Origin of the sequence: Psychroflexus curvus, assembly GCF_020164585.1 — a bacterium.
Lineage (GTDB): Bacteria > Bacteroidota > Bacteroidia > Flavobacteriales > Flavobacteriaceae > Psychroflexus > Psychroflexus curvus.
This window is the reverse complement of record NZ_JAIQZF010000003.1, coordinates 305,984-331,642: the sequence shown is the minus strand read 5'-3', so window position 1 is coordinate 331,642 and position 25,659 is coordinate 305,984. Positions and strand designations below refer to the sequence as shown.

Genomic DNA, 25,659 nt, shown 5'->3' with positions numbered 1-25,659 from the left:
TAATACCTATCACCTCCATTACTCAAAACTCACAAACAACTGAATACTGAATACCGAATATTGAATTTCAGATTTTAACCCAGTGACTCTTTTTTCATTTTTCTTTGCTCTTATTTCTGATGTCTAACTTCTGATATCCATTTTACTACATCACCGCTTCACGATATTACCATATCGCCACATCACACAGATGACTAATAATACTTCTTATACTTATACTTGGCGGCAACTCCCAAAACTATCCAAACCACAAGCGCTATGATAATAAATTGATAACTGATAATTTGATCACCGCTGGCATAGGAATGTAAACCTGTTAAGTAAAAATTCACTCCAAAATACGTCATTAAAATTGAGCCAAAAGCCAGAACCGCAGCCCAGTTAAAAGCAAACAATCCTCTTAAACCAGGCACGAGTCGCATGTGTATGACAAAGGCATAGATAAAAATACTTATCAGGGCCCAGGTCTCTTTTGGATCCCAGCCCCAGTATCTACCCCAGCTTTCGTTAGCCCATTGACCACCAAGGAAGTTACCAATAGTCAACATGACTAAACCAACAGTCAGAGCCAATTCATTTATGATTGTCAACTCCTGTATGTTGAGTTTCATTTTCTTAAAGTTCGACTTAGTGGTGGCAATGATCAGGATAAGTGATACCAGACCTATGATGGCTCCCAAAGCAAAAGGGCCATAACTACCTACAATCACAGCGACGTGAATCATTAACCAATAGGAATCTAAAACAGGCTGTAGGTTTCCTATAGTGGGATCTAACCAGTTCCAGTGAGCTACCATTAGAATAATGGAAGTCACGAAAGCTGTGGACCCCATGGTTAGATCACTTTTACGACCAAAGGCCAGACCAAAAAACATAGTGGCCCATGCCACATAAATCATACTTTCGTAAGCATTACTCCAGGGTGCATGACCAGAAATATACCAACGCGCTGCAAGCCCCGCAGTATGAACTGTAAATAAAATGACAAGCAGAACTTTACTTAAGTTAATGGTGTATGTGTTGAGTTTGTTTTCTTTGAAAATCCTCAAAATCACGAAAACAATCATAATCAAACTCACATAGAGGTAAAGTTGAAACAAGAGATTAAAAATATCAATCCTATTGTATAAAATTTCAGCTTTTACTTTTTCCTCCGCTGGCATAACTTCTTCCCCATATTTCTTTTGAAAAGATTTTAAACTGAGAAGTAATTCTTCTGATTGTTCATAATCTCCAGATTGCCTGGCACTCCTCAGAGATTGCATATAAAGCGGAAGGATTTGCTTTGTATAAAGCGTATCTACACCTGTAAAATATTTTTCATCATCCAGTTCTGGATAAGCGACCCACTTGTTGTTAGGGTGATCTGGAATTGGAAATATTTTGAACTGCTTGCCCTGCAGGGTGTTATAGATCAAGTTAACTTTCTCGTCAGCTTTTATAAAATCCTTTTGAAATTGATTGGGTACTGAAGCCTTATAAGCGTCATCCAGGTATTTCCCCAATTTATACTGACCATCCATACTAAAAAAGTCAGTTAAGGCAACATATTTTTTATTTTCCTCAACACCTAATACATGATGAATACTATCATTTTTGGTTTTGATGGAGATGAGTGGTGCTGAATACCAAATTTGCGGGTTTTCGATCATGGAAAGCAAAACCTGATCGCTGTTCAAGTCATTATAATTATCCTTTTTACCAAGTTTTCTGAGTAATTCTGAAGAATAGGTATTGATAGGTTTCATTCTCCCCCCATAATCCTGGATAATTAACTCGCCAAAATTGGCAGCATGTTTTTTATCCACCTTATTGGCCTGAATCATTTTAATAACCTTATCGTAATTAACTTCAGGAATCATGTCATGACCGTGATTGGCATTAACTACACTATCCTGAGCCTGACTTGGTTGCTCAACAACATTTCCATTTTCAGTTTGAGCGAAACCAGACATACCAAATAGGAAAATCAAAATGCTGGTCAGTTTTGCTTTTTTCTGTTTAATTTTTTCCAATTTTTTCCTTAAATCACCAAATCTTGATCCTTTGTCAACCAAAATCAGCATTAATCCTAAATAAAGTAAAAAGTAACCGATGTAAGTGATCCAGGTACCCCACCAGTCGTTGTTAACAGACAACACTGTACCGCCTTCATCTGGATCAAAAGAAGATTGAAAAAAACGATAACCCTTATGGTCCAACACATGATTCATGTAGATGTCATAAGGATAAGAATTACTTCCATCTACAACTTCCACCTTACTCATGAAGGATTCGTAACTCGGCTGCCTTCTGTCTTCAGTCCCAGGATGTTTTTCAGCGATAAAGTCATTCAATTTTAAGGCAAAGGGGAGTTCGACATCTTTACTTCCATAGTTCATATAGACTTCATAACCACCAACACTCAGTTTTTTCATGTCCATCTGAAAACCTTTACCTCCAAGCAATCCAACTTTTTCCGTTTCTCCATTAGCTGTAACCTGAACAAAAATTCCATCAGGATCATTTTTGTTGACCATTTCTTTTTGAACCAAGTCATAACGTCCTTTTATCGCCGGATCTGGAATTACAAATTGCATTCCTCCAAGATTGTATAACGAGCGCATTTGTAACTCCTGTATGGAATCTTTAACCAACTGACCTTTAGCCTGGTCTGCCATTCGCACCCAGTCTCCTTCAAAAGGTGAATTAACAGTGAATCCTACTTCATTGTTCCCAACAATATTTATCGCTCCATCAGTTTGTTTATTGAAAGCAAACAACACGTTGTGGACATTAGCGACTTCACCTGCTTTCAAATAATGCTCATGACGTTCACCATCGCCCGCCTCTACTATTTTTAAAAAATATTCACCTGTTTCAGCTTCGACGACACCTTCTTCAGCACCTTGTATAAATTCTAAAAATTCAATTTTTATTGAATTTCCATTATAATCTGTCTTAATGCTTTTACCTAAGGTAATTGAGGGACCTAAATTGATTTGAAAATCTTGTTTTTTCCTCAAAGGTTCACCATCAATTTCCCCATCAATATAAGTTGACAAATAGGTTTTTTCTGACAGCATAGTGTTTTCAACTTCACCTTCACGAATAGGCATAATGCCTTCCTCACCAATATACCTGGTCACCCATGCTCCCACTAATATTAAAATAAACGACAAGTGAAGCAAAAGTGTTGTCCATTTTTTCTTTCGTAAAAGCTTATATCTGAAAATGTTTCCAATAAAGTTGATCACAAAGAACACCATAATCACCTCAAACCACCACGCATTATAAATCCATTCTCTAGCAGTGACTGTAGTATAAGAATTCTCAACAAAAGTTCCCACAGCCATAGCGACAGCATACACGATAAATAAGACCGCCATGAGCCTTGTAGAAAACAATATATCTTTGATTTTTTTCTCTAACATAATTTCTTTTATAACTTTCGCAAAGATACTCAATATAGGAGGATTAGTAAAGCTTAGCTTAGGTTACGAACGTTGAAGTTGTGTTAATTAAAACCTGAGTTATTCTAGCTTTTGTTCTTAATATTTTGAAGATTGATTTTGAGGAATATAGTTTCTTAATTGATATTTTAATTTTTAAGAACTTTAATAGTTTTTAAACTTTGGATAACCTGACCTCTTAGTCTATTCTTAAAAATGAACCTTACCTTTGTACAGTAGAGTTTAAATTTTTATGGATGTATTCAATAGTTATTCTAGGTGCAGGTAATGTAGCTAGTCATATGTTTCAAGCCTTTCAAGCATCGGAAAAATGTTCTGTGGTTCAGGTTTATAATCATCAACCTGAATCTTTAAAAGCTTTTGAAAAGTCGGCCGCAACTACCACAGATTTATCTGAATTGATTGAAGCTGACATGTATCTGCTCTGCTTAAAGGATGATGTGATCGAATCTATCGCTGAGCAAATTCAAACTAAGTCAGGTATCATTGCACATACCTCCGGTAGTCAATCTATTTTAAAAGCATTAAATTCAGCAGTGTTTTATCCGCTTCAAACTTTTTCTAAAGAGTCTAAACTCAACTATTCTAAAATCCCCTTCTGTCTGGAGGCAAATTCAGAGGAAAATTTAAAGATTTTAAAAACAATCGCCAGCTGTATTTCTTCTGAAGTTTTTGAGATTAGTTCAGCTCAGCGTCAAACTTTACACCTTGCGGCTGTTTTTGTTTGCAATTTTACCAACCATCTGTATGCAATTGGTGAAAGTATTTGCAAGGATGATGACATGCCTTTTGATATTTTGAAAGCTTTGATTCGAGAAACCTCTGCAAAGGTTCAAACCAATTCGCCTTCTAAAGTTCAAACCGGTCCTGCCATAAGAAATGACGAAAGCACTATTAAAAGACATTTGAGTCAGCTTCAAAACCAAAACCAGAAAGATATTTATCAATTAATCACACAATCAATCCTACAAAAACATGACAAATTATAAAGAACTGCTTAACCAAATTACAACCTTTGCCTTTGATGTTGACGGCGTATTCACCAACGGCTCACTTCAAGTTTCTTCTACTGGTGAACTCATAAGAACCATGAATGTTAAGGACGGGTTTGTAGTCAAAGAAGCTTTAAAAGCCGGATACGAAATCATCGTCATATCTGGTGGCACCAATGAAATGGTTAAAACAAGACTCAAAGATCTGGGCATAACCAATATTCGTTTGGGAGTTGCGGATAAAGTGGAATGTCTGGAAGAATTTCTGGATGTTTATGACATCAAACCTGAACACGTCACTTATATGGGAGACGATATTCCAGACATTTATCCTATGAAAATGGTAGGACTGCCTACCTGTCCACAAGATGCAGTTCCTGAAGTAAAAGCTATTTCTGGATATGTTTCTCACAAAAAAGGCGGCGAGGGCTGCGTGAGAGACCTCATCGAGCAAGTGATGAAAACTCAGGGAAAATGGAAGTATTAAGCCTAGATCTCTAAGTTTTATGCGCATTCTCAATCTTATAAGATGGAAAAATTTACTGATTCTTGTTTTTTCGGCTCTACTTATAAGATTTGCTTTGGTCACTGGGTTTGGCGCTATTGTCCAAATGGGTTTAGTTCCTTACAGTGTACTTGTCGTGTCAATTCTCTGCATCGCTGCAGGCGGAAATATCATCAATGACTTTTTCGATGTTACGACAGACAGTATCAACAAACCCAAACAACTTATAATTGATAAAGTGATTACAAGACAAAGTGCTTTACTGCTTTATTTTTTCACCAATGCGCTAGGTCTTAGTCTGGCATTTTATCTTTTTTTAACGCATTCTTTTGAGCATATCGGACTTGTGTTTTACATTATCGTTTTTTCTCCACTTGCGCTTGCCGCCTATTCTATCTGGCTAAAAAGATTAGCAGTTATTGGAAATATCCTCGTAAGCTTACTTGTAGGTTCAAGTATATTTTGTCTCGGAACAGCCTTGGTAGATGAACACCAAAATCCAGTGGTTTTCTTTACCCTTGGCGTTTATGCTTTCCTTGCTTTTCTTCTGAATTTAAGCAGGGAATTGATTAAAGACATAGAAGATATGAAAGGAGATTATTTCTGTAAAATGAAAACTTTACCCATTCTAATTGGAAAAAAACGAACCAATTATGTCATATTTGGATTGATAACCTCCATCATTCTGGTTTTACTATCCATTGTTTTAAGCTATTTCCTGAATTTGAACGTGGTCATATTTTATGTCTTCACACTTGTTATCTTACCTTTAATCCTCATTTCAAAAAAAGTTTTGGAAGCAACTTCCGAAAAGGATTATAAAAAAATCAGTTTCCATTTGAAACTCGTATTTTTAACCGGAATTTGTTCCATGCTGACATTTTTAATTCTATGAATTTAAACAATTTAAAAAACAAGCGCGTTATTTTAGCTTCGGGTTCGCCAAGACGTCAGGAAATTCTGAAATCCATAGGCGTGGATTTTGAAGTTGAACTCCGGTCTGTAGATGAAGTCTTTAGCCATAAATTGAAACATCACGAAATCAGTGATTATTTGGCCCAACTAAAAGCTGAGCAGTTTGATGATTTGAAACCAAATGACGTTCTTATTACAGGTGACACTATCGTTTGGCACCAGGACAAGGCCCTCAACAAGCCTAGTGATAGTGAGGAAGCTTTTGAAATGCTGCAATCCCTTTCCAATACCACTCACGAAGTCATTTCATCATTCTGCATAAAGACAACAGAAAAAACTGAAACTTTTTATGACACTACTCAAGTAAGATTCAAATCGCTTACTGAAGATGAAATCTGGCATTACATTCACACTTACCAGCCTTTTGATAAAGCTGGAGCTTACGGCATTCAAGAATGGATTGGACAGGTAGGCATTTCAGAAATAAAAGGGTCGTTTTACACCGTAATGGGGTTTCCGATTCATAAGGTTTACACTGAACTTTCACTCTTAAACTAAAACCTATGAAATATGCATTAATTCTGTTAATTGCTTTCTTTACAAGTTGCGAAATGGGAGTAAAATCAGAACTAAAATCAAAAGAAGAGACTAAAAACAAAAGAAATTTAGCTTCAGAATTCAAATCCTATTGGTTCGATGGCAAAGCTGAATTGACGAGTTATGACTTGGAGTTTTACCGCTACGGGGAAAAAAGAAAGGGAAAAGCCATGATGATTTTCGTTACCGAAGATTTTTTAAAAGACGCTCAGGTGAAAGCCGATTCTCCATCTGAAAGCAGCATTTCAGTCATGAAATTGAATTCACTAAAGAAATTCAACACAGGAATTTATCCATACAGCATTATGCAAAGTGTCTTTTTGCCTTTAGAACAAAAAACACCTGTTTTAAAATTAACTTCAAGCGTTCAGGAATGGTGCGGGCAATCTTACGCTCAGCTCAATCATAGGAAAAACTTTGAAATAGAAGCCCATTCTTATTTTGAAGGGGAAGCAGATTCAGCTTTAGAAATCCAACCCACACAATCAGAAAACGAAATATGGATACAAATAAGAATAAACCCAAAGCAACTAGAACTTGGAGAGCACGAAATTCTTCCTGACTTTTCTTACCTTCAACTCAATCATAAAAAGTTCAAAAGTTATAAGGCAGAGTTAAAACAATCTGAAGGAAAATTTATCGAAACCAATATTATTTACAAGGATTTAGGTAGGATTGTGACTATTTCCCAGGAAAAAAACTTTCCTTATGCCATTGAAAAGTGGAAAGAAATAGAATTCAATTCAAAAGACACGCTGATTTCTTCAGCAACAAAAATCAAAACTTTGAAGACGAAATATTGGCAACAAAATTCAAGTAAATACCTACATTTACGGGACAGTTTAGGTTTATAAAACATGATAGAAGACATTTTTTTTACATACGAGTACCAAATCATCTGGACTGCAATAGTCGTATTCGGATTATTGCTCCTGAGATTTGCGCTTAAGCAGTCCGCTAAGCGTACTGCAAGGAGAGATGAACTCAACTTTGCCAGAACAAGACTTATCTATAAATATATCAATGTCCTGGTGTCATTTATTGCAATTTTTTCCTTGCTTCTTATCTGGGGTGTGGAAGTAAGAGAATTAACCGTTATATTTTCTTCAATCTTCGCTGTCATTGGTATTGGCCTTTTCGCCATTTGGTCCATACTCAGTAATATCACATCCGGAATAATCATGTTTTTTTATTTTCCGTACAAAATTGGAGATAAGATACAGATTCATGATAAAGATTTTCCTATTGCAGCTATTATTGAAGATATAAAAGCGTTTCAACTCCACTTAAGGACAGAAAAAGGTGAATTAGTCACTTATCCTAATAATCTTTTTTTACAAAAATCGATTAGTTTGCTCAAAAAGGACGCTATTATGGAACGGAATGAAAACATCGACCGTTAAAAGCATTAAAAACTCCTATACTTAAGACATTTGGGCTTGTATCTTTAATTTAAATTTTTAAAAATGATAAAAAGTATTGTTTGTAGTTTTTTTTTAGTAATAAGCATTATCAGTACAGCTCAAGAACCTAAAAAACCATCCTCTTCTGAAACATATCAGCAACTCAAAGCCCTCAATTTCTTAGGAAACGTTCTTTACATCGCAGCTCATCCCGATGATGAAAACACGAGCTTAATCACTTATTTTTCCAAAGACATCAATGCCAAAACCACCTACCTATCGCTTACCAGAGGAGATGGCGGACAAAATCTCATCGGATCTGAGCTAAGTGAAAAGCTGGGCATAATTCGAACACAGGAATTGCTTAACGCCAGGAGAATTGACGGCGGACAGCAGTGGTTTTCCAGAGCTATTGATTTTGGGTATTCTAAAACACCTGAGGAAACTTTAGAACTATGGGATAAAGAAAAAATTCTTTCAGATGTGGTATGGGCCATTCGTAAACACAGACCCGATGTCATCATCAATAGGTTCGACCATAGAACTTCAGGAAGCACTCATGGGCATCACACGTCATCGGCTATTTTAAGTACAGAAGCTTTTGAGCTTGCTGGCCAAAAAGATAAATTTACTGATCAGTTAGAATTCGTAAAACCCTGGTCGCCAAAACGTGCTTTTTTTAATACGTCCTGGTGGTTTTACGGCAGTCAGGAGGCATTTGAAAAAGCTGACAAAACCAATTTAATCGAGTTGGAAATCAATACCTACTACCCTTTAGAAGGCTTATCCAACAATGAAATTTCTGCTCTAAGTAGAAGTCAGCACAAATCTCAGGGCTTTGGCAATACTGGCTTTCGAGGAGATAAAATTGAATATATCGAGCTTATCAAAGGCGATAAGCTTGAGGGGAATAATCCGTTTGCAGGCACTGACACCTCTTGGAATCGTATTCCAGAAGGAAAAGCCATTGGAAAAATTCTAAACCAGGTAGAAGACGATTTTGATTTTAGACAGCCCTGGAAATCTGTTCCGGAATTGCTTAAAGCCAAAACCCTAATCGATAACATTGAAGATGAGTTTTGGAGAACTCAAAAGAGTCAACAAATCATATCTATCATAACCGCTTCCTTGGGACTTTTCACAGAAGCAAGAAGTGATAATCCTTATGCCAATCCAGGGGATGCAGTTGAAATTGAACTTGAAGTGATCAACAGAAGCCCTGAAGAAATTCATCTGAAGTCAATTTCTCAGTCTGGTCGAAGTCTGGACATCAACTCAACTTTACTTGAAAATAATAAGGACTACAAATTTTCAAGCCAGTTCGAATTAAACCTGTCAGACAGCGTGACGCAGACAGGTTCCGAAGAAAATTACACAACACCTTATTGGCTTGAAAAGCAGCCAAAACTGGGACTCTACACTGTAAACGATAGAAAACTGATAGGCTTACCTGAATCGCCAAAGCCTTTGTTGTTTACTTTTGAATTTGATATTGATGGAACACCCTTTAAAATCACAAAACCACTCATTTACAAATATAATGATCCGGTGAAAGGGGAAGTTTATCAGGACTTTGGAATCTTACCGGAAGCCTCTTTAAGTATGGAAGAGGAGGTTTATATGTTCAAAAATTCCAACAAAAAAACAATCGAAGTTAATGTCAAAGCTTTTACAAAAAACTTATCCGGACAACTTGAACTCAATATTCCTAAAGGCTGGAACGTCTCCCCCAGAGTTCAACAGGTGAATTTGAAAAATAAGGGAGAAAGCAAAACCTTTGCTTTTGAAGTCACACCTACTGCATTTGGAGAAGTGAAAGTTACTCCAGAATTGAAATTGGCTGACAAAACCCTCCGTAAAAAAGTGTCAACCATCGACTACGACCATATTGGCACTCATAATCTTATAGAAAACTCTACAGCCAAACTGGTGAATCTCAATATCCAAATTAGCGATAAAAAAGTAGCCTACATTAACGGCGCGGGTTCAAGTGTACCCGACAATCTAAGAGATCTTGGGTTTGATGTTGAGGAATTTACCGCAGAGTCAATTACTAAAGAATTGCTCGCAAATTTCGATGTGGCTATTATGGGAATTCGAGTTTATAATATCTACGATGTCTTGTCTTATAAGCAAGATGTATTGTTTGATTTTGTTGAGAACGGAGGAACCATGTTAGTTCAATACAACACCAACCGCGGCTTAAAAACTGAAAACATAGCTCCTTTCGGCATGCGAATTTCTCGAGACCGAGTGACTGAAGAAAAAGCAGAAGTAAGATTCATCAACCCGGAACATCCGGTTCTCAATTCACCAAATAAAATTGTAAAAGAAGATTTTGAAGGTTGGGTTCAGGAACGCGGCCTTTACTTCCCTGACCAATGGTCTAAAGAACTGACCCCAATTTTATCTATGAATGATAAAAATGAAACTCCAAAAGACAGTAGTATTTTAATAGGTAACTACGGAAAAGGACATTATATCTATACAGGTTTGAGCTTTTTTAGAGAGCTGCCTGCCGGAGTTGCTGGAGCCTATAAACTGATGGCCAACTTAATTTCTATAGAGTAATATGTCTGAGAAACCTCAAAAATACGTTTGGAAATCTGCTTACACCTGGATACTCATTTGTAATGTGATTTACATATTAGGGTTTTATATATTCATGAATTGGTTCCAAAACTAAAGCGATTTCATGGAGACAATAGACTTTATTATACTTTTTGCAACACTTGCTTTTATCGTTATCTACGGCACTTTAAAGTCCAGAAAAAACGCAAATGTTGATGATTATATAAAAGGAGGCAACCAATCGCGCTGGTGGACTGTTGGACTATCCGTCATGGCTACACAAGCCAGCGCTATTACCTTTTTATCCACTCCCGGTCAGGCCTTTCACGATGGGATGGGCTTTGTCCAATTTTACTTTGGATTGCCAATTGCCATCATTATTATTTGCCTGGTTTTCCTACCGATTTACCACAGGCTCAAAGTTTATACGGCCTACGAATATTTAGAATCTCGATTCGATTTAAAAACCCGAAGTCTTACCGCTAGTTTATTTTTAGTTCAAAGGAGTCTGGCTGCTGGAATTACCATTTATGCCCCATCCATTATCCTGTCAGCAGTTTTAGGCTGGAATTTATTTTACCTGAATATCATTATAGGGATTTTAGTGATTATTTATACGGTCACAGGTGGTACAAAAGCAGTGAATGTGACTCAAAAACAGCAAATGGCTGTTATATTTTTAGGTTTAATCACCACCTTTGTTTTGATTTTCTCCTTTCTTCCAGACGATATCACCTTCAACAAAGCCATGAAAATCGCTGGAGCCAATGACAAATTAGATGTATTGGATTTCTCTTTCAGTTTCGATAATCGTTATACCTTCTGGAGTGGAATTATAGGAGGTAGCTTTTTAGCCCTATCCTATTTTGGCACCGACCAAAGTCAGGTACAACGCTACCTTTCCGGAAAAAGTTTGAAAGAAAGTCAAATGGGGTTGATTTTTAATGCCATCTTAAAAGTGCCTTTACAATTTTTCATATTGCTCATTGGCGTAATGGTTTTTGTGTTTTACCAATTCAACTACTCGCCTATCAACTTTAATCCAGCAGCGAAGGAAGCTGTTTTGGAATCAAAATATAGTTCCCAATTTGAAACTTTAGAAGACCAACTCAAAAGCATTCAGGACAAGAAACAAGTTCTGGCCAATAAATTTGCGGATGAAACCTCTGCTTCAGAAAGCACTAATTTACAATCTCAACTAAGTGAGTTGAATACTGCAGAATTTCAGTTAAGAGATAAAGCTAAAGCCATTATTTCTGTGGTAGATGAAAAAATTGAAACCAACGATAAAGATTATGTCTTTATCCACTTCATCCTCAATAATTTGCCAAAAGGCCTGGTTGGGTTATTGCTGGCCGTCATCCTCTCTGCGGCGATGTCCTCTACGGCTTCAGAGCTCAATGCTTTGGCTTCTACAACTACTATAGATCTTTATAAAAGAAACAAAAAAGGCAACATTAGCGAAAAACACTATGTCAATTCTACTAAGTTATTCACCTTAGGCTGGGGGATTTTCGCCATCATCTTTGCCTGTACAGCTAGTTTATTTGATAATTTAATTCAGCTGGTAAACATTATTGGTTCGATATTCTATGGTAATGTATTAGGTATTTTTCTATTAGCCTTTTTTATCACTTTCGTAAAAAGCAGGGCTGTGTTTATTGCTGCTATACTCACCCAAATCATCGTCATCATTGGCTATTCGGAAGACTGGATGCCTTATTTATGGTTGAATTTATTTGGCTGTGCACTCGTAACTGGTATTGCCATTCTGATACAGTTTTTCACAAAAAAACCGACTCAGCACATGGAGTCGGTCTAAAAAAGGTAATGCTATTGTTATAAATTACATTGCGTTCCATTCTTTTAAGGAATCTTTATTCATCTTGACGTAATCTGCGTTTCCTGCTTTTTTTGCAGCAGCTAAAGAGGCTTTTGCAGCTTCAATAGCTTTGTCCTTTTTAGCATTGGCAGCATAAATTAAAGATTGTTGTCTTAACATCCAATAGGGTTTATTTTCTGACATTGCCATAGCTTTTTCAATCCACTCTTCAGCTTTTTCAAGGTCTTTACCGGCATTCAGATAATAAACTGCAGAACTAAAATAATCAGTAGCCGTTGGTCCACTCATGACAGCATTAATATTTTCCATCACCAGTACATCTGTAGGAAATGAAATTGGCACTTCCACCATTGATTTTGCCCAGGATATTTTAAGATGAGCTTTATCGAGATTGATATTATCCATGCCTATGGTAAATGTCTCTACATGGTGATTTAACTCTTTCACAGGAACATTGACCATGGCTGCTACAGCATCTTCATTCCAAAGTTTAGGCAAACCCCAGTTTTGAATTTCTTCATAGAAGAAAACATTCCAACTCTCTTTTTTTGGAATGGTATAGATCGCGTAACTACCTGCTGAAAGAGACTGACCTTCAAGCATTACATCATCAGAAAAGGTGATAATGGTGTTTTCGTTAGCTCCTGTTCTCCATTTTTTGTCATAAGGCACAAGATCACCGAAAATAGTCCTTCCGTTTGCAGAGGGCCTTGAGTAAGCGACACTGACTTCAGAAAGTCCAACGACTTGCGTAAATGTAGAATTAGGGCTAGGCTGTGGTGTTTCTACTTGTGCATAAGTAAAAACTGAAATCGCTAACGCTAATCCGGTTAAAATTGTTTTCATGATGAATTTATTTAAAATTAATTTTTATTTCTTAAAGGTAATGAAATAAGCACTTCTAAAATACTTCATCTTAAAAAATACGCGTTAAGAAACCTCTCCGAAATCCTTATCTTTGAAAAAAAAAACAAAATGGATTTAAAACATATTCCAAAACTAAAACATACCGATTCTTCTAACTTCTTTCTTTTGGCTGGTCCGTGCGCCATAGAAAGTGAAGACATGGCTTTAAAAATTGCTGAGCGCATTTTGAAAATCACTGATAAACTCGAAATTCCTTTCGTGTTTAAAGGCTCTTTCAAAAAAGCTAACCGAAGTAGAATCGACAGTTTTACAGGAATAGGTGATGAAAAAGCTTTGAAGATACTCAGGAAAGTTAGTGAAACCTTTGATGTTCCAACGGTCACAGATATTCACCAGGAAAGCGATGCTGCGATGGCTGCAGCTTATGTGGATGTGCTTCAAATTCCGGCATTCCTGGTAAGACAAACCGATTTACTCGTTGCTGCTGCAGAAACAGGAAAGGTTGTCAATCTTAAAAAAGGGCAATTTATGAGTCCTGAGAGCATGCAGCATGCTGCCCAGAAAATAAAAGATTCCGGAAACGATAAGGTTATGATCACAGATCGAGGCACCATGTTTGGCTACCAGGATTTGATAGTCGATTTTAGAGGAATTCCTACTATGAGACGTTATGGGTCTACTGTTCTAGACGTCACACATTCATTACAACAACCCAACCAGTCTTCCGGTGTAACTGGTGGTCGACCAGAAATGATAGAAACCATTGCCAGAGCAGGTATTGTGAATAATGTAGATGGGTTGTTTATAGAAACACACTTCAACCCCAGCGAAGCCAAAAGCGATGCTGCCAATATGCTGGATTTGGAATTACTGGAAGGGCTTTTAACGCGCCTGGTGAGTATTAGAAAAACCATTAATCAGTTTTAAACTCAGGATTTAAATCATGGGTTAAATAACGATAACTTTTAAGACCTTATTGATTTTATTCATTAAGGTCTACCATATCGTCCAAAGCTGAGTTCACATCTGTCTCGGTTTTGGTTAAGATGGTTTTACAAAATTTGATTAATTCTGAAGCTCTTTTTACTTTTAAGGTCAGTTCATCTACAGAAACAGAATCGTTTTCTATGTCTGATACTATGGTTTTGAGCTCTTGCAGGGCGCTTTCGTAGCTTTCAGTTTTCTTCATCGGGTTCTATTTTGACAACGTTACTTTCAGCATATCCATCGCTAAACACCGTCTTTAATCGATCACCTGGCTTAAGTTCTGTCGCCGATTTTATAATTCTATCGTTAACCAAATTCAATGTATAACCACGCTTAAGTAGTCGTTCTGGCGAGAGCAAATTGAGTGTGGATGATAAGTAGCTGAGGTGCTGATGCTGGTGTTCGATTTTACTTTTTCCTACTTTCTTTAAAATCTTAGATAATTGAAGTAAATCTTGTCTCTGATTTTGAAAATGCTGTTGTGTCAGCCATCCTAAGCGTTGGCTGGCATTCTGCAAATAATCAAATCTGCTTCTTATTAATGAGGGCATTGTTGATTTTATGCGTTGCCGCTGTTCTTTCAGCTGATAATTGTGATTTTGAAGGAGAGCATTTACCTGAGTTTTGAAATCATGATGAATATGTTTTAATTCTTGCTGCTCTTCTTTCAGTTTTAATTTCACTAAACTTGAAAATTTTGTATCGAGGTTATGAAGCTCGTCCAGGCAGTCCTGAAATGCTTTTATGAAAAAATAAGCCACATCTGTAGGTGTGATTTTATTGGTAAAAGTGACCATTTCTACCAGGGTTTCGTTGGTAGAATGGCCAATTCCAGAAACCACTGGCAAAGGAAATCTCGCCACTTTAGACGCAAGCACGAAGCTATCGTAGCAACTGAGACCAACATCTCCTCCCCCTCCTCTGATGATGGTAACCGCATCAAATTCTTTTCGTCTATTTTCAATATTTTCCAAAGCTTCCGCTATGGAAGTTATGGCTTTGTCGCCCTGTAACAAAGCAGGAAATAGTTCAATTTTAAAGTTGAATTGCGAATGACTTTTGGCAATAATATTCATAAAGTCCTGATAGCCTTTACTGGTATTGACAGAAATAACAGCTAGGCGTTGTGGGACTTTTGGAAGAGTGAGGGATTTATTCAGATCGAAAATTCCTTCTGCTTTGAGTCGCTTCAGGTTTTCCAATTTCTCTTTTGCCATTTCACCAAGCGTAAAACTGGCATCGATATCTAGAATGGTTAAAGAAAATCCATAGTTGGGATGGTAGTTGACTTTGGCGAGAAGCAAAACCGTCATGCCCTCGGAAATGGGCTTTTTGGTCATATCTTCAAACTGTTTGGAAATGGTTTTAAAGGTATCTGACCAAATAATGGCTCGCATTTGAGCTAAAACTTGTCCATTTTGCTTTTCGACAAGATCTGGATAGCAATGTCCGCTTTTGGTATATGCATTGAGTTTGGCAATCTCAGTTTTGATCCAATACGGCTTGTTGTAATGCGTAGAAATCATCCTCTGCAGACTTCTGCCAATGTCCAAAAGTGTAAATACAGAAGTTGCCTTAGATGAAGACATTTTTAAATTTTAAAGGTAACGTTCCTTGATGATGTGTATGTGGTGTTTTTGATGCCCGCTTACTATAAAAGGAATCACTCTTACAGAAAACGGACCTCCACTTGCGATGCCTACATTGAGTAAAACTCGCGCATCAAAACTTTTGTAAAGGTATATGCTAGAAGTTCTTATAACTTTAAATTCTTCCAACATATCTGCAATAGTACGCGAGTTGGAATAGCAATGCTCTGCATAATGATTTTCATCATATCCAGGCAATTCAGTATAATCTTCACGTGCAAATCTCAAAGCCCGATTCATAAAAATACGTTCGGTATCTAAAAGGTGTTGCAAAATCTGTCTTGGTGTCCATTTCTCTGGAGCATAACGAAAATCATGCTTTTCCTTCGGAATAGATTTGAAAAACCGTATCAGTTCATCTTGTTGCTCAAGAGCTTCAAAAAGGGTTGTCGTAGACGGTACCCTATCAAGATATAGCTTGTAATACTCTTTAAATTCTTTCGGTGTAATCTCAGCTTTTGTCATCCTGTTACTCAACACGTTTTACATACTGTCCGTCTCTTCTTTGCTTTTCTTCTCTCAGCAAGGCTAATTCTCTACCTGTTTGACCCTGTACCGAAGAATTTTCCTGAGCCCTTCTTATGAGATAGGGTATAACATCTTTAATTGGGCCAAAGGGTAAAAGTTTGATGGCATTAGAATTTACTCTTCCTAAATTAAAACTGATATGATCACTCATTCCATACAGTTGTCCAAACCAAATTCTATCATCCGATAAATACAAGTCCTTTTGACTCATCAATTGTAAAGCCATATACGTACTTACCTCATTATGTGTTCCAATAAATTGAGAAATATCGTCGATATTATCTATGATGTAACACATAACAGCGTTGAAATTCACATCTGTCGCTTCTTTATCTTCGCAAATAGGCGTTTGATATCCATGCCTTTTTGCTCTGGCATTTTCCTTTTCCATATAAGCTCCACGTACAGTCTTAAAACCAAGTTTAAAACCTTCTTTTTTAGCTCTTTCGTGAATTGCTTTCACATAAGACAATCTATCCCATCGATAGCATTGTAAAGTATTGAAGATGATGGCCTTTTCTTTATTGAATTTTCTCATCATGTCTTCGATAAAGTTGTCTGCAGCGTCCTGCATCCAGGTTTCTTCAGCATCTATGAGCAATCTAATATCATAGTCATAGGCTACCTGACAAACTCTTTCAAATCTAACTTTAATTCTTTCCCACTCTTCCTGTTCTTCATCGGTTAAGGTATCGTTGGCAGTGACTTTCTCCCAAATGTCAAAACGTCCCAAACCTGTTGGTTTAGCGACAGCAAACGGGATTTCTTTTGCACTTGCTGCATACTTTATAATTTCGATTTTAGTATCAGCCGCTTTGTCGAATTCTTTCTCATTTTCCTTGCCCTCTACAGAGTAATCTAAAACGCTGTAAACATTTTCTTTATGCATTTTTTTTACCAGAGGCATACAATCATCCTGAGTTTCTCCTCCACAAAATTGCTTAAAAATTGTTTCCCTCACTATAGGTTCTATGGGTAGTTTCAAATTGAGAGCCAGATTGGTAGCTGCAGTTGAAACAGGAACAAAATAAGGGATATTCATCATAGAAAAAAGAAATAAAGATCGTTTAAGATCTTTTTCAGATTTTAAGACAAAAGCGTGCTTGGTATCATTAAATATTTTAGTATCGATCATAGTTTGGAAATTGTGGCTAAATATAGGTATTGATGCCTTATTTTTGCTCTTGTTTTACAACCAATTTTAATAATATTAACAAAGCTTTTAAAGATGAACAGCATAGAACTGAATACCTATAAAATTGCATTTCAGGAACAAGCTTATCTGGAACTCAATGAACTGATAAAAAATAAATCTTATTCTTCCATCTACATTTTGGTGGATTCCAATACTCAGGAATTTTGTTCCAGATTTCTTTCAGAAAAAATTGAAGCTGAAGTCAGAATTGAATGGATTGAAATTGAACCTGGCGAGGAGCACAAAACCATCTCAACCTGTAATGCAATCTGGAAAACACTTTCCGAAACTGGTGCCGATAGAAAGTCTCTGTTGATTAATCTTGGTGGTGGTATTGTAACCGATATTGGCGGCTATGCAGCCTCATGTTTTAAAAGAGGAATCGATTTTGTTCACGTCCCCACTACCCTTTTAGGAATGGTTGATGCTGCAATTGGAGGAAAAAATGGAGTGAATTTAGATAGTCTGAAAAATCAGATTGGTGTGATAAGACCACCTAAACTGGTCTTAGTTGATGTGGGTTACCTCTCTACCTTACCTCCTGAAGAGATGAGAAGTGGACTAGCCGAAATGTTGAAACACGGACTTATCGCCAACGTAAACAACTTCTTTGCTTTCGAGGATTTATCTCAGTTTCAAGTCGATAAGTTGCCGGAACTGATTCGTGATTCTATTCAAATCAAAACAAAAATAGCTGAAGAAGATCCGTTTGAAGAAGGATTAAGGATGGCGCTTAATTTCGGGCACACTTTAGGTCATGCCATAGAATCTTACCATATGGAATCTGCAACCAAAACCAAATTACTCCATGGAGAGGCCGTGGCTATAGGCATGATTCTAGCCTTAAAACTTTCAGTTGAAGTGCTTCAGTTTAAAGAGGATAAATGCGATGAAGCAAGTCAGATTATAAGCACCTATTTCAAATCTGTAGACTTCTCAAAAGAGGATATTACAAACCTCAAAACTTATCTGAAGCATGATAAAAAGAATTCTTCTGGTAATATTAATTTTGTGCTTTTAGAGGATTTTGGACAGCCAAAAATAAATTGTAAAGTGAGCGATGAGCAAATAAAAAAGGCTTTTGCGTATTACAAAAGCCTTAGTAAGTAAGTTAAATTGTTTAAGCTAGTTTAATGCAGCCTGAGGTTCAGATCGCTCTGTCGTCTCTAAACTTGCTAAGTAACGCTCGGCATCCAAAGCTGACATACATCCTGTTCCTGCTGCGGTGATTGCTTGGCGATAAACTTTGTCTTGAGAATCCCCACACGCAAAAACGCCTGGATAGTTGGTATTTGTTGTTTTTGGTTTAGTGATGATATAGCCCACCTCATCCATATCTAAATACGGTTTGAAGATATCTGTATTAGGCTTATGCCCGATGGCTATAAACAAACCCGTAATTTTAATTTCTTCTTTTTCGCCAGTCTGATTATTTATTATCCTTAAGCCTTCAACAACTTGTTCACCTAAAACTTCATCTACTTCACTGTGATAACGCAGATCGATATTTTTGGTATTTTCTACACGGCGCTGCATAGCTTTAGAAGCTTTCATCTCGCCTTTTCTTACCAGCATCGTTACTTTTGTACAAATATTAGCAAGGTAGGTAGCCTCTTCACAGGCCGTGTCTCCACCACCAACGATTGCTACATCTTGTCCTTTGTAGAAAAAACCGTCGCAAACGGCACAGGCAGAAACACCTCCACCTCTTAATTTTTGTTCACTAGGAATTCCAAGATATTTTGCAGAAGCGCCTGTAGAAATAATCACTGTTCTGGCTTCTACCCACGTTTTATTATCGATTTGTGCTTTATGAATACCACCTAATTTATCAGACAATTCCACTTTGGTCACCATACCTATACGGACATCGGTCCCAAAACGCTCTGCCTGTTGCTGAAGCTCTACCATCATTTGTGGTCCATCGATTCCATTTGGATAACCGGGGAAATTATCGACTTCTGTAGTCGTCGTAAGTTGCCCACCTGGTTCCATACCTGTATAAACTACTGGGTTCATATCTGCTCTCGCGGCATAAATGGCAGCTGTGTAACCAGCTGGACCAGAACCTATGATAAGACATTTTATACGTTCAATACTATCTGACATAATTTTAAAATTTCTACAAAGGTAATAAGTTTTTGGGGTTTCAATCAGCGATTAAATTCCTTATTAACATATCACTATAACTTCAATTTATATTTGAATTTATTTTTCTTCTGAAGTTGATAAAAGTTAGAAGTCATTGTCTCATTAATCGACTATTATTATCGTGAACTTAACTTATTTTAATAAATTTGACTAAAATTCTAAGTAATGAACAAAGAGCTTTTGAAGCAACTTGAAGAAAAGTATGAAGCTCTGGGGGAGAACGCTGACAACTATCTGAAAGGACTTCTTTATACAAAACCACTTAACTACTGGGACTATATTGAAGTGGATACCCTCTTAGCTTTGCAAAAGCCAAAAACCAACTTCAAAGATGAGACTGTATTTATCATTTATCATCAGATTACAGAACTGACGTTAAAACTCATGATTCACGAGATAAAGCAGCTTGTTGAACTAAAAGATTTTAATTCAGAAAAAAAGTTTGCTGAAAAACTTAAACGACTCATCAGATATACCGATATGCTCATCACCTCTTTTGAAGTCATGACTGAAGGTTTGAACTACGACGATTACAATAAATTTCGAATGGCCTTAACCCCTGCCAGTGGTTTCCAGAGTGCACAATTTCGATATTTAGAGCTGATGTGCACACCAGTGCTTAACCTGGTCAATAATGAAGGGCAAAAAAGAATTTCGAAAAAGCCAACACTTGATGAAATTTTTGAAAACATCTACTGGAGAGATGCTGGCTACAACAGGGAAACAGGAAAAACGTCATATACTTTAAAGGCTTTTGAAGAAAAATATCTACAGTCTTTTAAAGACCTAAGCATTGCTATAAAAGATCATACATTATGGGAACAATTTCAAAAGTTTGAAAATCCATCTGACAATTTAATTTTCAGAATGAAAGATTTTGATCATCAATACAATGTCGAATGGCCTAAAACTCATTTAAAAACCGCTGAAAAATACCTTGATAAAAAAGGTGAAACCAAAGAAGCAACAGGAGGTTCGCCCTGGAAAAAATATTTGCATCCCAAACATCAACAGCGAAGTTTCTTCCCAAAATTATGGAAAGATCAGGAAATTCTGGATTGGGTATAATATTTGTTAGTTTAACCGTATGAAATCATTTCAACTTCTTATAGTTTTTATTTTAGTTTTCAATAGTGTTGTATTGACCGCCCAGACCGATTTCGATAGGTTTGAGGCTAGACCAGTTGTGTCCTTAAGTTTCAATATGGATCCATTTAGTACAACAGCACTTGGAAGAGAATTTAACCTCCCGGAAGTTGATATTTTCAAGGATAGATTTGCAGAGCGAGCTGAAATTAATATGGTGGAAGCGGCTAACAAAAAAGCATACAGAGCAGAACAGGGGCAAGAACGAAAGTTTTCTTTTGTAGAAAGACAATCAGCCATGTTTAGTAAATTCAAACCAAAATTTGATAATTCATCAGCTTCACCTTATGCTCCTTCTTATCATCAGCAGCCAATCTATTCTGAACTTAACCGCGTAAAGAATTCTGCTTACGAAGATTTGGGAGATAAGTTCAATCGGATGTCTCCGTTTTATCAACTCTCTCCCTATAGAAGAAGTTCAAGGCCCGTATTTTATATCAGCAGATAAATTACTGCTTCAAGAATATCCCTACCCCATTTTCAATAGTAATTTGACGCTCTTTATATAACGTCCCTATTGCCTTTTTGAAAGCTTTTTTGCTAAGGTGAACGGTATCATATATCATTTCAGGTTTCGATTTATCATGGAGTGGTAAAAAGCCATCTTCAGTAGCTTCCAAAATTTCCATAACTTTAGCTGCATTAGGCTCTATACCTCTGTAGCCAGGACGCTGTAAGGAAACATCAATCTTGTTATCAGGTCTTATCTTCTTAACGATACCCTTTAGTCGATCACCGGTTTTCAAATCCTGAAAAACCTCATCTTTATAAAGCAATCCAATATGAATTTCATTGATAATCACATTGTAACCCATTTCGGTAGGATTGGTAACAATCAGATCTACCTCATCAAAATGCTCAACGGTTAAAATGGTGTTATCTACAAATTTGTTGACCCGGCTTGATGCTACCAATCGATTGGTTTGCTCATCTAGGTAGCAAAAAATAAGATATTGCTCACCTTTTATCATTTTGTAGGCCTGCTCCATGTGCGGTACAAAGAGATGCTTCTCGAGCCCCCAGTCTAAAAATGCACCAAAATCATTGCTATCCACACAGGTTAAATAAGCAAACTCATCCAGCATCACTTTTGGCTCAAGTGTTGTCGCCACCGGACGCTCATCAAAATCCAGATAGACAAAAACCTCAAGTTCATCTCCGATCTCAAACTGACTTGGCTTGTATTTGTTTGGAAGCAAAACGTCTTCATCAGCTTCATTTCTTAAAAACAATCCAGGTGGAGTATCTCTATCTATTGTTAAGGTATGCTTTACGCCTAAGTCTAACATTCAAAAATTATTTAGACTGCAAAAGTAATGAATTTTAAAATTGAAACTGCTTTAGTTTTGATTAGACTCTGTTGCTCTTTTTATTAAGACCGATTGAAAATCGATATGCGTTTTTAAATACTCAAAATAGGCCAAAAGGACTTTATCATTTTCCAGCCTGGGCGTGAAGATTTCGATGAGTTGTGGTGTTTCATTTCTTTCAAAAAACAAAGGCAATTCTTTATCAACTTCAGAAAGATCATGCGCTTCTGTATATTGAATTTTATACATGTCACATAAATGTTTTGCATTGAGATCATGTGTCGTTTCAAAATAATTGGCAAAATAGGCTTCTTCTTTATTCCCTGGAAGAATTCTAAAAATTCCACCACCAGCATTATTGAGAAGAATAATTTTAAAGTTTTTTGGAATATAAGTGTTCCAGAGGGCATTGGAATCGTAAAAGAAACTCAGGTCTCCAGTCACCAGGGTAGTTGGCTCTTGGCTGGCCACTCCATAACCTATAGCTGTAGAGGTGCTTCCATCTATCCCGCTTGTGCCTCGGTTGGCAAAGGCTTTAATTTCTCTCCTGGAGTCAAATAAATTCGCATACCGAATACTGGAACTGTTGGCGAAATGGACCGTTTCATCCTGTGGCAAGTTGTCGAATAAGCTATAGTAAAAAGCAAAATCAGAGAACCCAATTTCATTTTTATACTGCTTCCTGTAGTCAAGGGTTTTTAATCTGATCGCATTCCAGGTTTCAAAATAGGGAGACTCAACCCTGTCTAATGATGAATTCACAGATTCAAAAAAAGAATTCACCGTAGTTTCAAAATGCTTAGATAAGCAAAAAAAGGTATCGTTGGCTTCTCTGGGGTCTATATGGAAATGCTTTTGAGGCTGAAATTGTCTCAGGAATTTTTTTATCTTTTTAGATACAATCAGACCGCCAAACGTAATCAGCAGGTCTGGCTCAAGCGCTTCAAATAATGCTTCTGAATTTTCTTCAGATTCTATTGGTGCCAGAATAGAATCTATATTGGTAAAGAAATTTTTATTTGAAATATTAGAGGTGATCTCTGTCATTACAATCACAGAAGGGTCTTCAGATATTAATTTCAAAACCTCTTCATCTATGTCTTCGTCTAAATTCACCCCTGCCAAAACCAGCTTTTTTGCTGAAGAATTCCAGGATTTAATAAACTCTGAAGCATCATATTCAACGTGCTCAGGTTTTAAAGAATCGAGTTGAGGAACGTCAATGCTCAACCTGTCGGTTTTGTGATAGAGAGGTTCATCAAACGGTGCATTTATGTGCACAGGTCCTTGATTCCAGATGGCGGCTTGTAAAGCTTTATGTACTTGCTGAGCATTAAAATCTAAAATTGATTCATCCTCAGACTGATGAAAATCTCCTTTTAAATTGGCTGAATACAAAATGTGATTTTCAAACACATTAGCCTGTCTTATGGTTTGCCCGTCACCAATATCTATCAAATGTGGAGGCCGGTCTGCTGATATGACAACCAGAGGTAAATTGCTGTAAAAGGCTTCTGAAACGGCAGGATAATAATTCAAAAGTGCAGACCCAGACGTGCAGACCACGGCCACAGGCGCATTAAAACGCTGCGTCATACCCAGCGCGAAAAATGCTGCACAGCGCTCATCCACAATGCTGTAGGCTTTTATTTTGGGGTGATTGGCGAGTGTAATCGTCAACGGTGCATTTCTGGAACCAGGAGAAATCACCACATGCTCAATGCCGTTTTGAACACAAAGTACTGTAATCAATTGAGCAGTTGGTATCGAAGAATAAATCTGATTCATATTACAAAAATAAAGGGGAGAACTTCGTTAAAGTCAAAGTTAGTTGAATTCTTATAGGACTTTTAACATCGTCCTAGATTTATTAACGGTTTCGGCCCACTCTTCTTCAGGAATGCTATCTTTTGTAAGGCCTCCACCCACATAAATATTTATTTTTCCGGCCGCATAACTCAGACATCTCAAATTGACATATAAACCGGAAGCTCTCACCACCGACTTATAAGCCTGGTTCTCCTGATTTCGAGTACGACCAGATCTTTGGTTGTGCTGTGGCATATTCAATTCGCCAAAAAAACCAGTGTAGAACTGTCTATCATAGCTTTCATTGACTTTCAAGAATTTATAAGCTTTATCTTTTGGCAAACCACAAACCGCAGGGGTGGGATGCAGTTCACTGAGCACATCACCTAATTTTGAGCTTTCCAAAGTCGCCGTTATATCTGTTCTTAAATGCAAAAGCTCACCAGCTCTATCTGTTTTTCGTTCAGAAATCTGAAGATTCTCTGTGTGATTTTTAAGCGCTTCCACAATTTCATCGGTTACTATCTGCTGCTCGTCTAGCTCTTTTTCAGTCCAATCTCGATCTTCATCAACTTGTTTAGTCCCTGCAAGCGCCATGGTTTTAAACTGTGTTCTGTACGTTTTTGCAAACACCTCTGGAGAGGCCCCAGCCCAGAATCCAACTTTGGGATGAAACCACACATAAGTGAAGGCCTCTGGGTAAGACTGTATCAATTTTAGCAGCAATTCAGCGGGATGTTCCAACTCATAATCGGCAGAAATCCTCCTGGAGACTACTATTTTTCTAAACTCTTCAGCTTTAATTTGGTCAATCGCCTGCGAAAGTAACTTCAGGTAATTCTCTTTTTCTTCTGGATTTTCTTTTATTCTGAATTTGCCCGGCGATTCAAATTCATGATCGATGAGTTCAAACTTCAAAACCTCAGAAGAAACTTCAGGGAACACGATGGGTTGGGATGTAGTTTCAAAAGGTGAAAATATGAAACCAGCCTCGTCGTAACGCTGAAGGTGACGTAATTCTGAATCTTTTGGAAACAAACAATTGACACCTTTAGCATCAGGAAAATGATAAGCTACAAATGGCATTTGTGAAGCCCAGGCCTCTTCGATATATTGAATCAACTCTTGCATTACTTGGCTTTTGGCAAAGCAATGGTAGTTAACTTTACAGCAGAAATCAATCTGTCTTCACTATCTGTCAATTTAATATCCCACACTTGAGTCGTTCGTCCTTTATGAATAAATTTTGCAGTCGCAAATACATCGCCTTCACTCAAACTTCTTACATGGTTAGCAGAGATTTCCAATCCCCGTATCATGAAATTCTCGGTATCCAGAAAAACAAAACAGGCAGCACTTCCCACACTCTCGGCCAAAGCTACCATTGCCCCACCGTGCAAAACACCATCGGGTTGATGAACTTTTGGCGTAACCGGCATTTTAGCCACCAGGAAATCATCACCTACATCGACATAAGAAATATCCAGAGTTTCCATCAGAGTATTCTTCGTATAAGCATTGCATTGCTCTAAAACTTTTTGTTTATTCATTATCGGAGATTGAATTAACAAAATTACGAAAGCAAAGCTATTCGTACTATTTATCACCTGTATTTTAAAAGAGTTTTATGGAATTTGTTTGAAGCTGAGAAGAACAAAGAGAAAAGAGTCATGACTCAGGAACAAAGAAAAAGGAACAAAGAGAAATGAGTAATTATTCGTATTCACTATTCGATATTC

At 37.2% G+C, this 25,659-nt stretch carries 23 protein-coding genes; 12 read left to right on the top strand and 11 right to left on the bottom strand.

All coding sequences use genetic code 11. From position 1 onward, the window contains the following. Positions 1 to 194: 194 nt before the first annotated feature. Positions 195 to 3,413, bottom strand: coding sequence for a cytochrome c biogenesis protein (ccsA, locus tag LB450_RS05945; RefSeq protein WP_224486941.1), 3,219 nt, complete (start codon positions 3,411 to 3,413; stop codon positions 195 to 197). A gap of 275 nt (positions 3,414 to 3,688) precedes the next feature. Here ccsA and LB450_RS05940 point away from each other — a divergent pair, with 275 nt between their 5' ends. From LB450_RS05940 to LB450_RS05905, 8 genes are all read left to right on the top strand, one after another. Then, positions 3,689 to 4,441: a Rossmann-like and DUF2520 domain-containing protein gene (locus LB450_RS05940; protein WP_224486940.1), complete on the top strand. Its 753-nt coding sequence runs from the start codon at positions 3,689 to 3,691 to the stop codon at positions 4,439 to 4,441. Next, on the top strand, positions 4,428 to 4,931 hold the full coding sequence (locus LB450_RS05935; protein ID WP_224486939.1) for a KdsC family phosphatase: 504 nt from the start codon (positions 4,428 to 4,430) through the stop codon (positions 4,929 to 4,931). Before LB450_RS05940 ends, LB450_RS05935 begins: the two co-directional genes overlap by 14 nt. A gap of 19 nt (positions 4,932 to 4,950) precedes the next feature. Then, a complete protein-coding gene (locus tag LB450_RS05930; RefSeq protein ID WP_224486938.1) occupies positions 4,951 to 5,844 on the top strand; it encodes a geranylgeranylglycerol-phosphate geranylgeranyltransferase in 894 nt (297 codons plus the stop codon). After that, complete coding sequence (locus tag LB450_RS05925; protein WP_224486937.1) at positions 5,841 to 6,422, top strand: Maf family nucleotide pyrophosphatase; 582 nt, start codon at positions 5,841 to 5,843, stop codon at positions 6,420 to 6,422. Before LB450_RS05930 ends, LB450_RS05925 begins: the two co-directional genes overlap by 4 nt. A 5-nt stretch (positions 6,423 to 6,427) precedes the next feature. Further along, positions 6,428 to 7,315 (top strand): septum formation inhibitor Maf, encoded by an 888-nt coding sequence (locus LB450_RS05920; protein ID WP_224486936.1) that lies wholly within the window; start codon positions 6,428 to 6,430, stop codon positions 7,313 to 7,315. A gap of 3 nt (positions 7,316 to 7,318) precedes the next feature. Then, positions 7,319 to 7,864, top strand: coding sequence for a mechanosensitive ion channel domain-containing protein (locus LB450_RS05915; protein WP_224486935.1), 546 nt, complete (start codon positions 7,319 to 7,321; stop codon positions 7,862 to 7,864). 63 nt (positions 7,865 to 7,927) lie between these two features. After that, entirely contained in the window at positions 7,928 to 10,435 is a 2,508-nt protein-coding gene (locus tag LB450_RS05910; protein ID WP_224486934.1) for a PIG-L family deacetylase, read from the top strand. Between the two features lie 124 nt (positions 10,436 to 10,559). Then, positions 10,560 to 12,257 (top strand): sodium:solute symporter, encoded by a 1,698-nt coding sequence (locus LB450_RS05905; protein WP_224486933.1) that lies wholly within the window; start codon positions 10,560 to 10,562, stop codon positions 12,255 to 12,257. Positions 12,258 to 12,281: 24 nt separating this feature from the next. Here LB450_RS05905 and LB450_RS05900 read toward each other — a convergent pair whose 3' ends face one another. After that, complete coding sequence (locus LB450_RS05900; RefSeq protein ID WP_224486932.1) at positions 12,282 to 13,124, bottom strand: DUF2911 domain-containing protein; 843 nt, start codon at positions 13,122 to 13,124, stop codon at positions 12,282 to 12,284. Between the two features lie 129 nt (positions 13,125 to 13,253). On the opposite strand from LB450_RS05900, the gene kdsA reads away from it, so the two are divergent. After that, positions 13,254 to 14,072: a 3-deoxy-8-phosphooctulonate synthase gene (gene kdsA / locus LB450_RS05895; RefSeq protein WP_224486931.1), complete on the top strand. Its 819-nt coding sequence runs from the start codon at positions 13,254 to 13,256 to the stop codon at positions 14,070 to 14,072. A gap of 55 nt (positions 14,073 to 14,127) precedes the next feature. On the opposite strand, the gene xseB is transcribed toward kdsA, so the two are convergent. The 4 genes from xseB to LB450_RS05875 are packed head-to-tail and all read right to left on the bottom strand — an operon-like array spanning position 14,128 to position 17,444. Further along, complete coding sequence (gene xseB, locus LB450_RS05890) at positions 14,128 to 14,334, bottom strand: exodeoxyribonuclease VII small subunit (RefSeq protein ID WP_224486930.1); 207 nt, start codon at positions 14,332 to 14,334, stop codon at positions 14,128 to 14,130. Next, positions 14,321 to 15,721, bottom strand: coding sequence for an exodeoxyribonuclease VII large subunit (gene xseA / locus LB450_RS05885; RefSeq protein ID WP_224486929.1), 1,401 nt, complete (start codon positions 15,719 to 15,721; stop codon positions 14,321 to 14,323). The genes xseB and xseA overlap by 14 nt, the downstream gene beginning before the upstream one ends. Positions 15,722 to 15,730: 9 nt before the next feature. Further along, complete coding sequence (locus LB450_RS05880) at positions 15,731 to 16,246, bottom strand: DinB family protein (protein ID WP_224486928.1); 516 nt, start codon at positions 16,244 to 16,246, stop codon at positions 15,731 to 15,733. 4 nt (positions 16,247 to 16,250) lie between these two features. Then, complete coding sequence (locus tag LB450_RS05875; RefSeq protein WP_224486927.1) at positions 16,251 to 17,444, bottom strand: proline dehydrogenase family protein; 1,194 nt, start codon at positions 17,442 to 17,444, stop codon at positions 16,251 to 16,253. Positions 17,445 to 17,537: 93 nt separating this feature from the next. On the opposite strand from LB450_RS05875, the gene aroB reads away from it, so the two are divergent. After that, complete coding sequence (gene aroB, locus LB450_RS05870) at positions 17,538 to 18,614, top strand: 3-dehydroquinate synthase (RefSeq protein WP_224486926.1); 1,077 nt, start codon at positions 17,538 to 17,540, stop codon at positions 18,612 to 18,614. Positions 18,615 to 18,629: 15 nt separating this feature from the next. On the opposite strand, the gene trxB is transcribed toward aroB, so the two are convergent. After that, positions 18,630 to 19,613: a thioredoxin-disulfide reductase gene (gene trxB, locus LB450_RS05865; protein ID WP_224486925.1), complete on the bottom strand. Its 984-nt coding sequence runs from the start codon at positions 19,611 to 19,613 to the stop codon at positions 18,630 to 18,632. 207 nt (positions 19,614 to 19,820) lie between these two features. Here trxB and LB450_RS05860 point away from each other — a divergent pair, with 207 nt between their 5' ends. Both LB450_RS05860 and LB450_RS05855 read left to right on the top strand, forming a co-directional pair. Further along, on the top strand, positions 19,821 to 20,723 hold the full coding sequence (locus tag LB450_RS05860; RefSeq protein ID WP_224486924.1) for a tryptophan 2,3-dioxygenase family protein: 903 nt from the start codon (positions 19,821 to 19,823) through the stop codon (positions 20,721 to 20,723). Between the two features lie 19 nt (positions 20,724 to 20,742). Beyond that, on the top strand, positions 20,743 to 21,249 hold the full coding sequence (locus tag LB450_RS05855) for a hypothetical protein (protein ID WP_224486923.1): 507 nt from the start codon (positions 20,743 to 20,745) through the stop codon (positions 21,247 to 21,249). A gap of 1 nt (position 21,250) precedes the next feature. On the opposite strand, the gene LB450_RS05850 is transcribed toward LB450_RS05855, so the two are convergent. Genes LB450_RS05850 through LB450_RS05835 form a run of 4 tightly spaced genes read right to left on the bottom strand, consistent with a single transcriptional unit; the run spans position 21,251 to position 25,470 of the window. Beyond that, the gene (locus tag LB450_RS05850) at positions 21,251 to 22,090 is read right to left on the bottom strand and encodes a CvfB family protein (protein WP_224486922.1); all 840 of its coding nucleotides are present in this window, start codon (positions 22,088 to 22,090) and stop codon (positions 21,251 to 21,253) included. Positions 22,091 to 22,141: 51 nt separating this feature from the next. Beyond that, on the bottom strand, positions 22,142 to 23,899 hold the full coding sequence (gene menD, locus LB450_RS05845; RefSeq protein ID WP_224486921.1) for a 2-succinyl-5-enolpyruvyl-6-hydroxy-3-cyclohexene-1-carboxylic-acid synthase: 1,758 nt from the start codon (positions 23,897 to 23,899) through the stop codon (positions 22,142 to 22,144). Between the two features lie 51 nt (positions 23,900 to 23,950). Then, positions 23,951 to 25,051: a chorismate-binding protein gene (locus tag LB450_RS05840; RefSeq protein ID WP_224486920.1), complete on the bottom strand. Its 1,101-nt coding sequence runs from the start codon at positions 25,049 to 25,051 to the stop codon at positions 23,951 to 23,953. Continuing rightward, positions 25,051 to 25,470 carry a PaaI family thioesterase gene (locus LB450_RS05835; protein WP_224486919.1) on the bottom strand — a complete coding sequence of 140 codons (420 nt, stop codon included), beginning with the start codon at positions 25,468 to 25,470 and terminating at the stop codon, positions 25,051 to 25,053. The genes LB450_RS05840 and LB450_RS05835 overlap by 1 nt, the downstream gene beginning before the upstream one ends. Positions 25,471 to 25,659 lie beyond the last annotated feature (189 nt).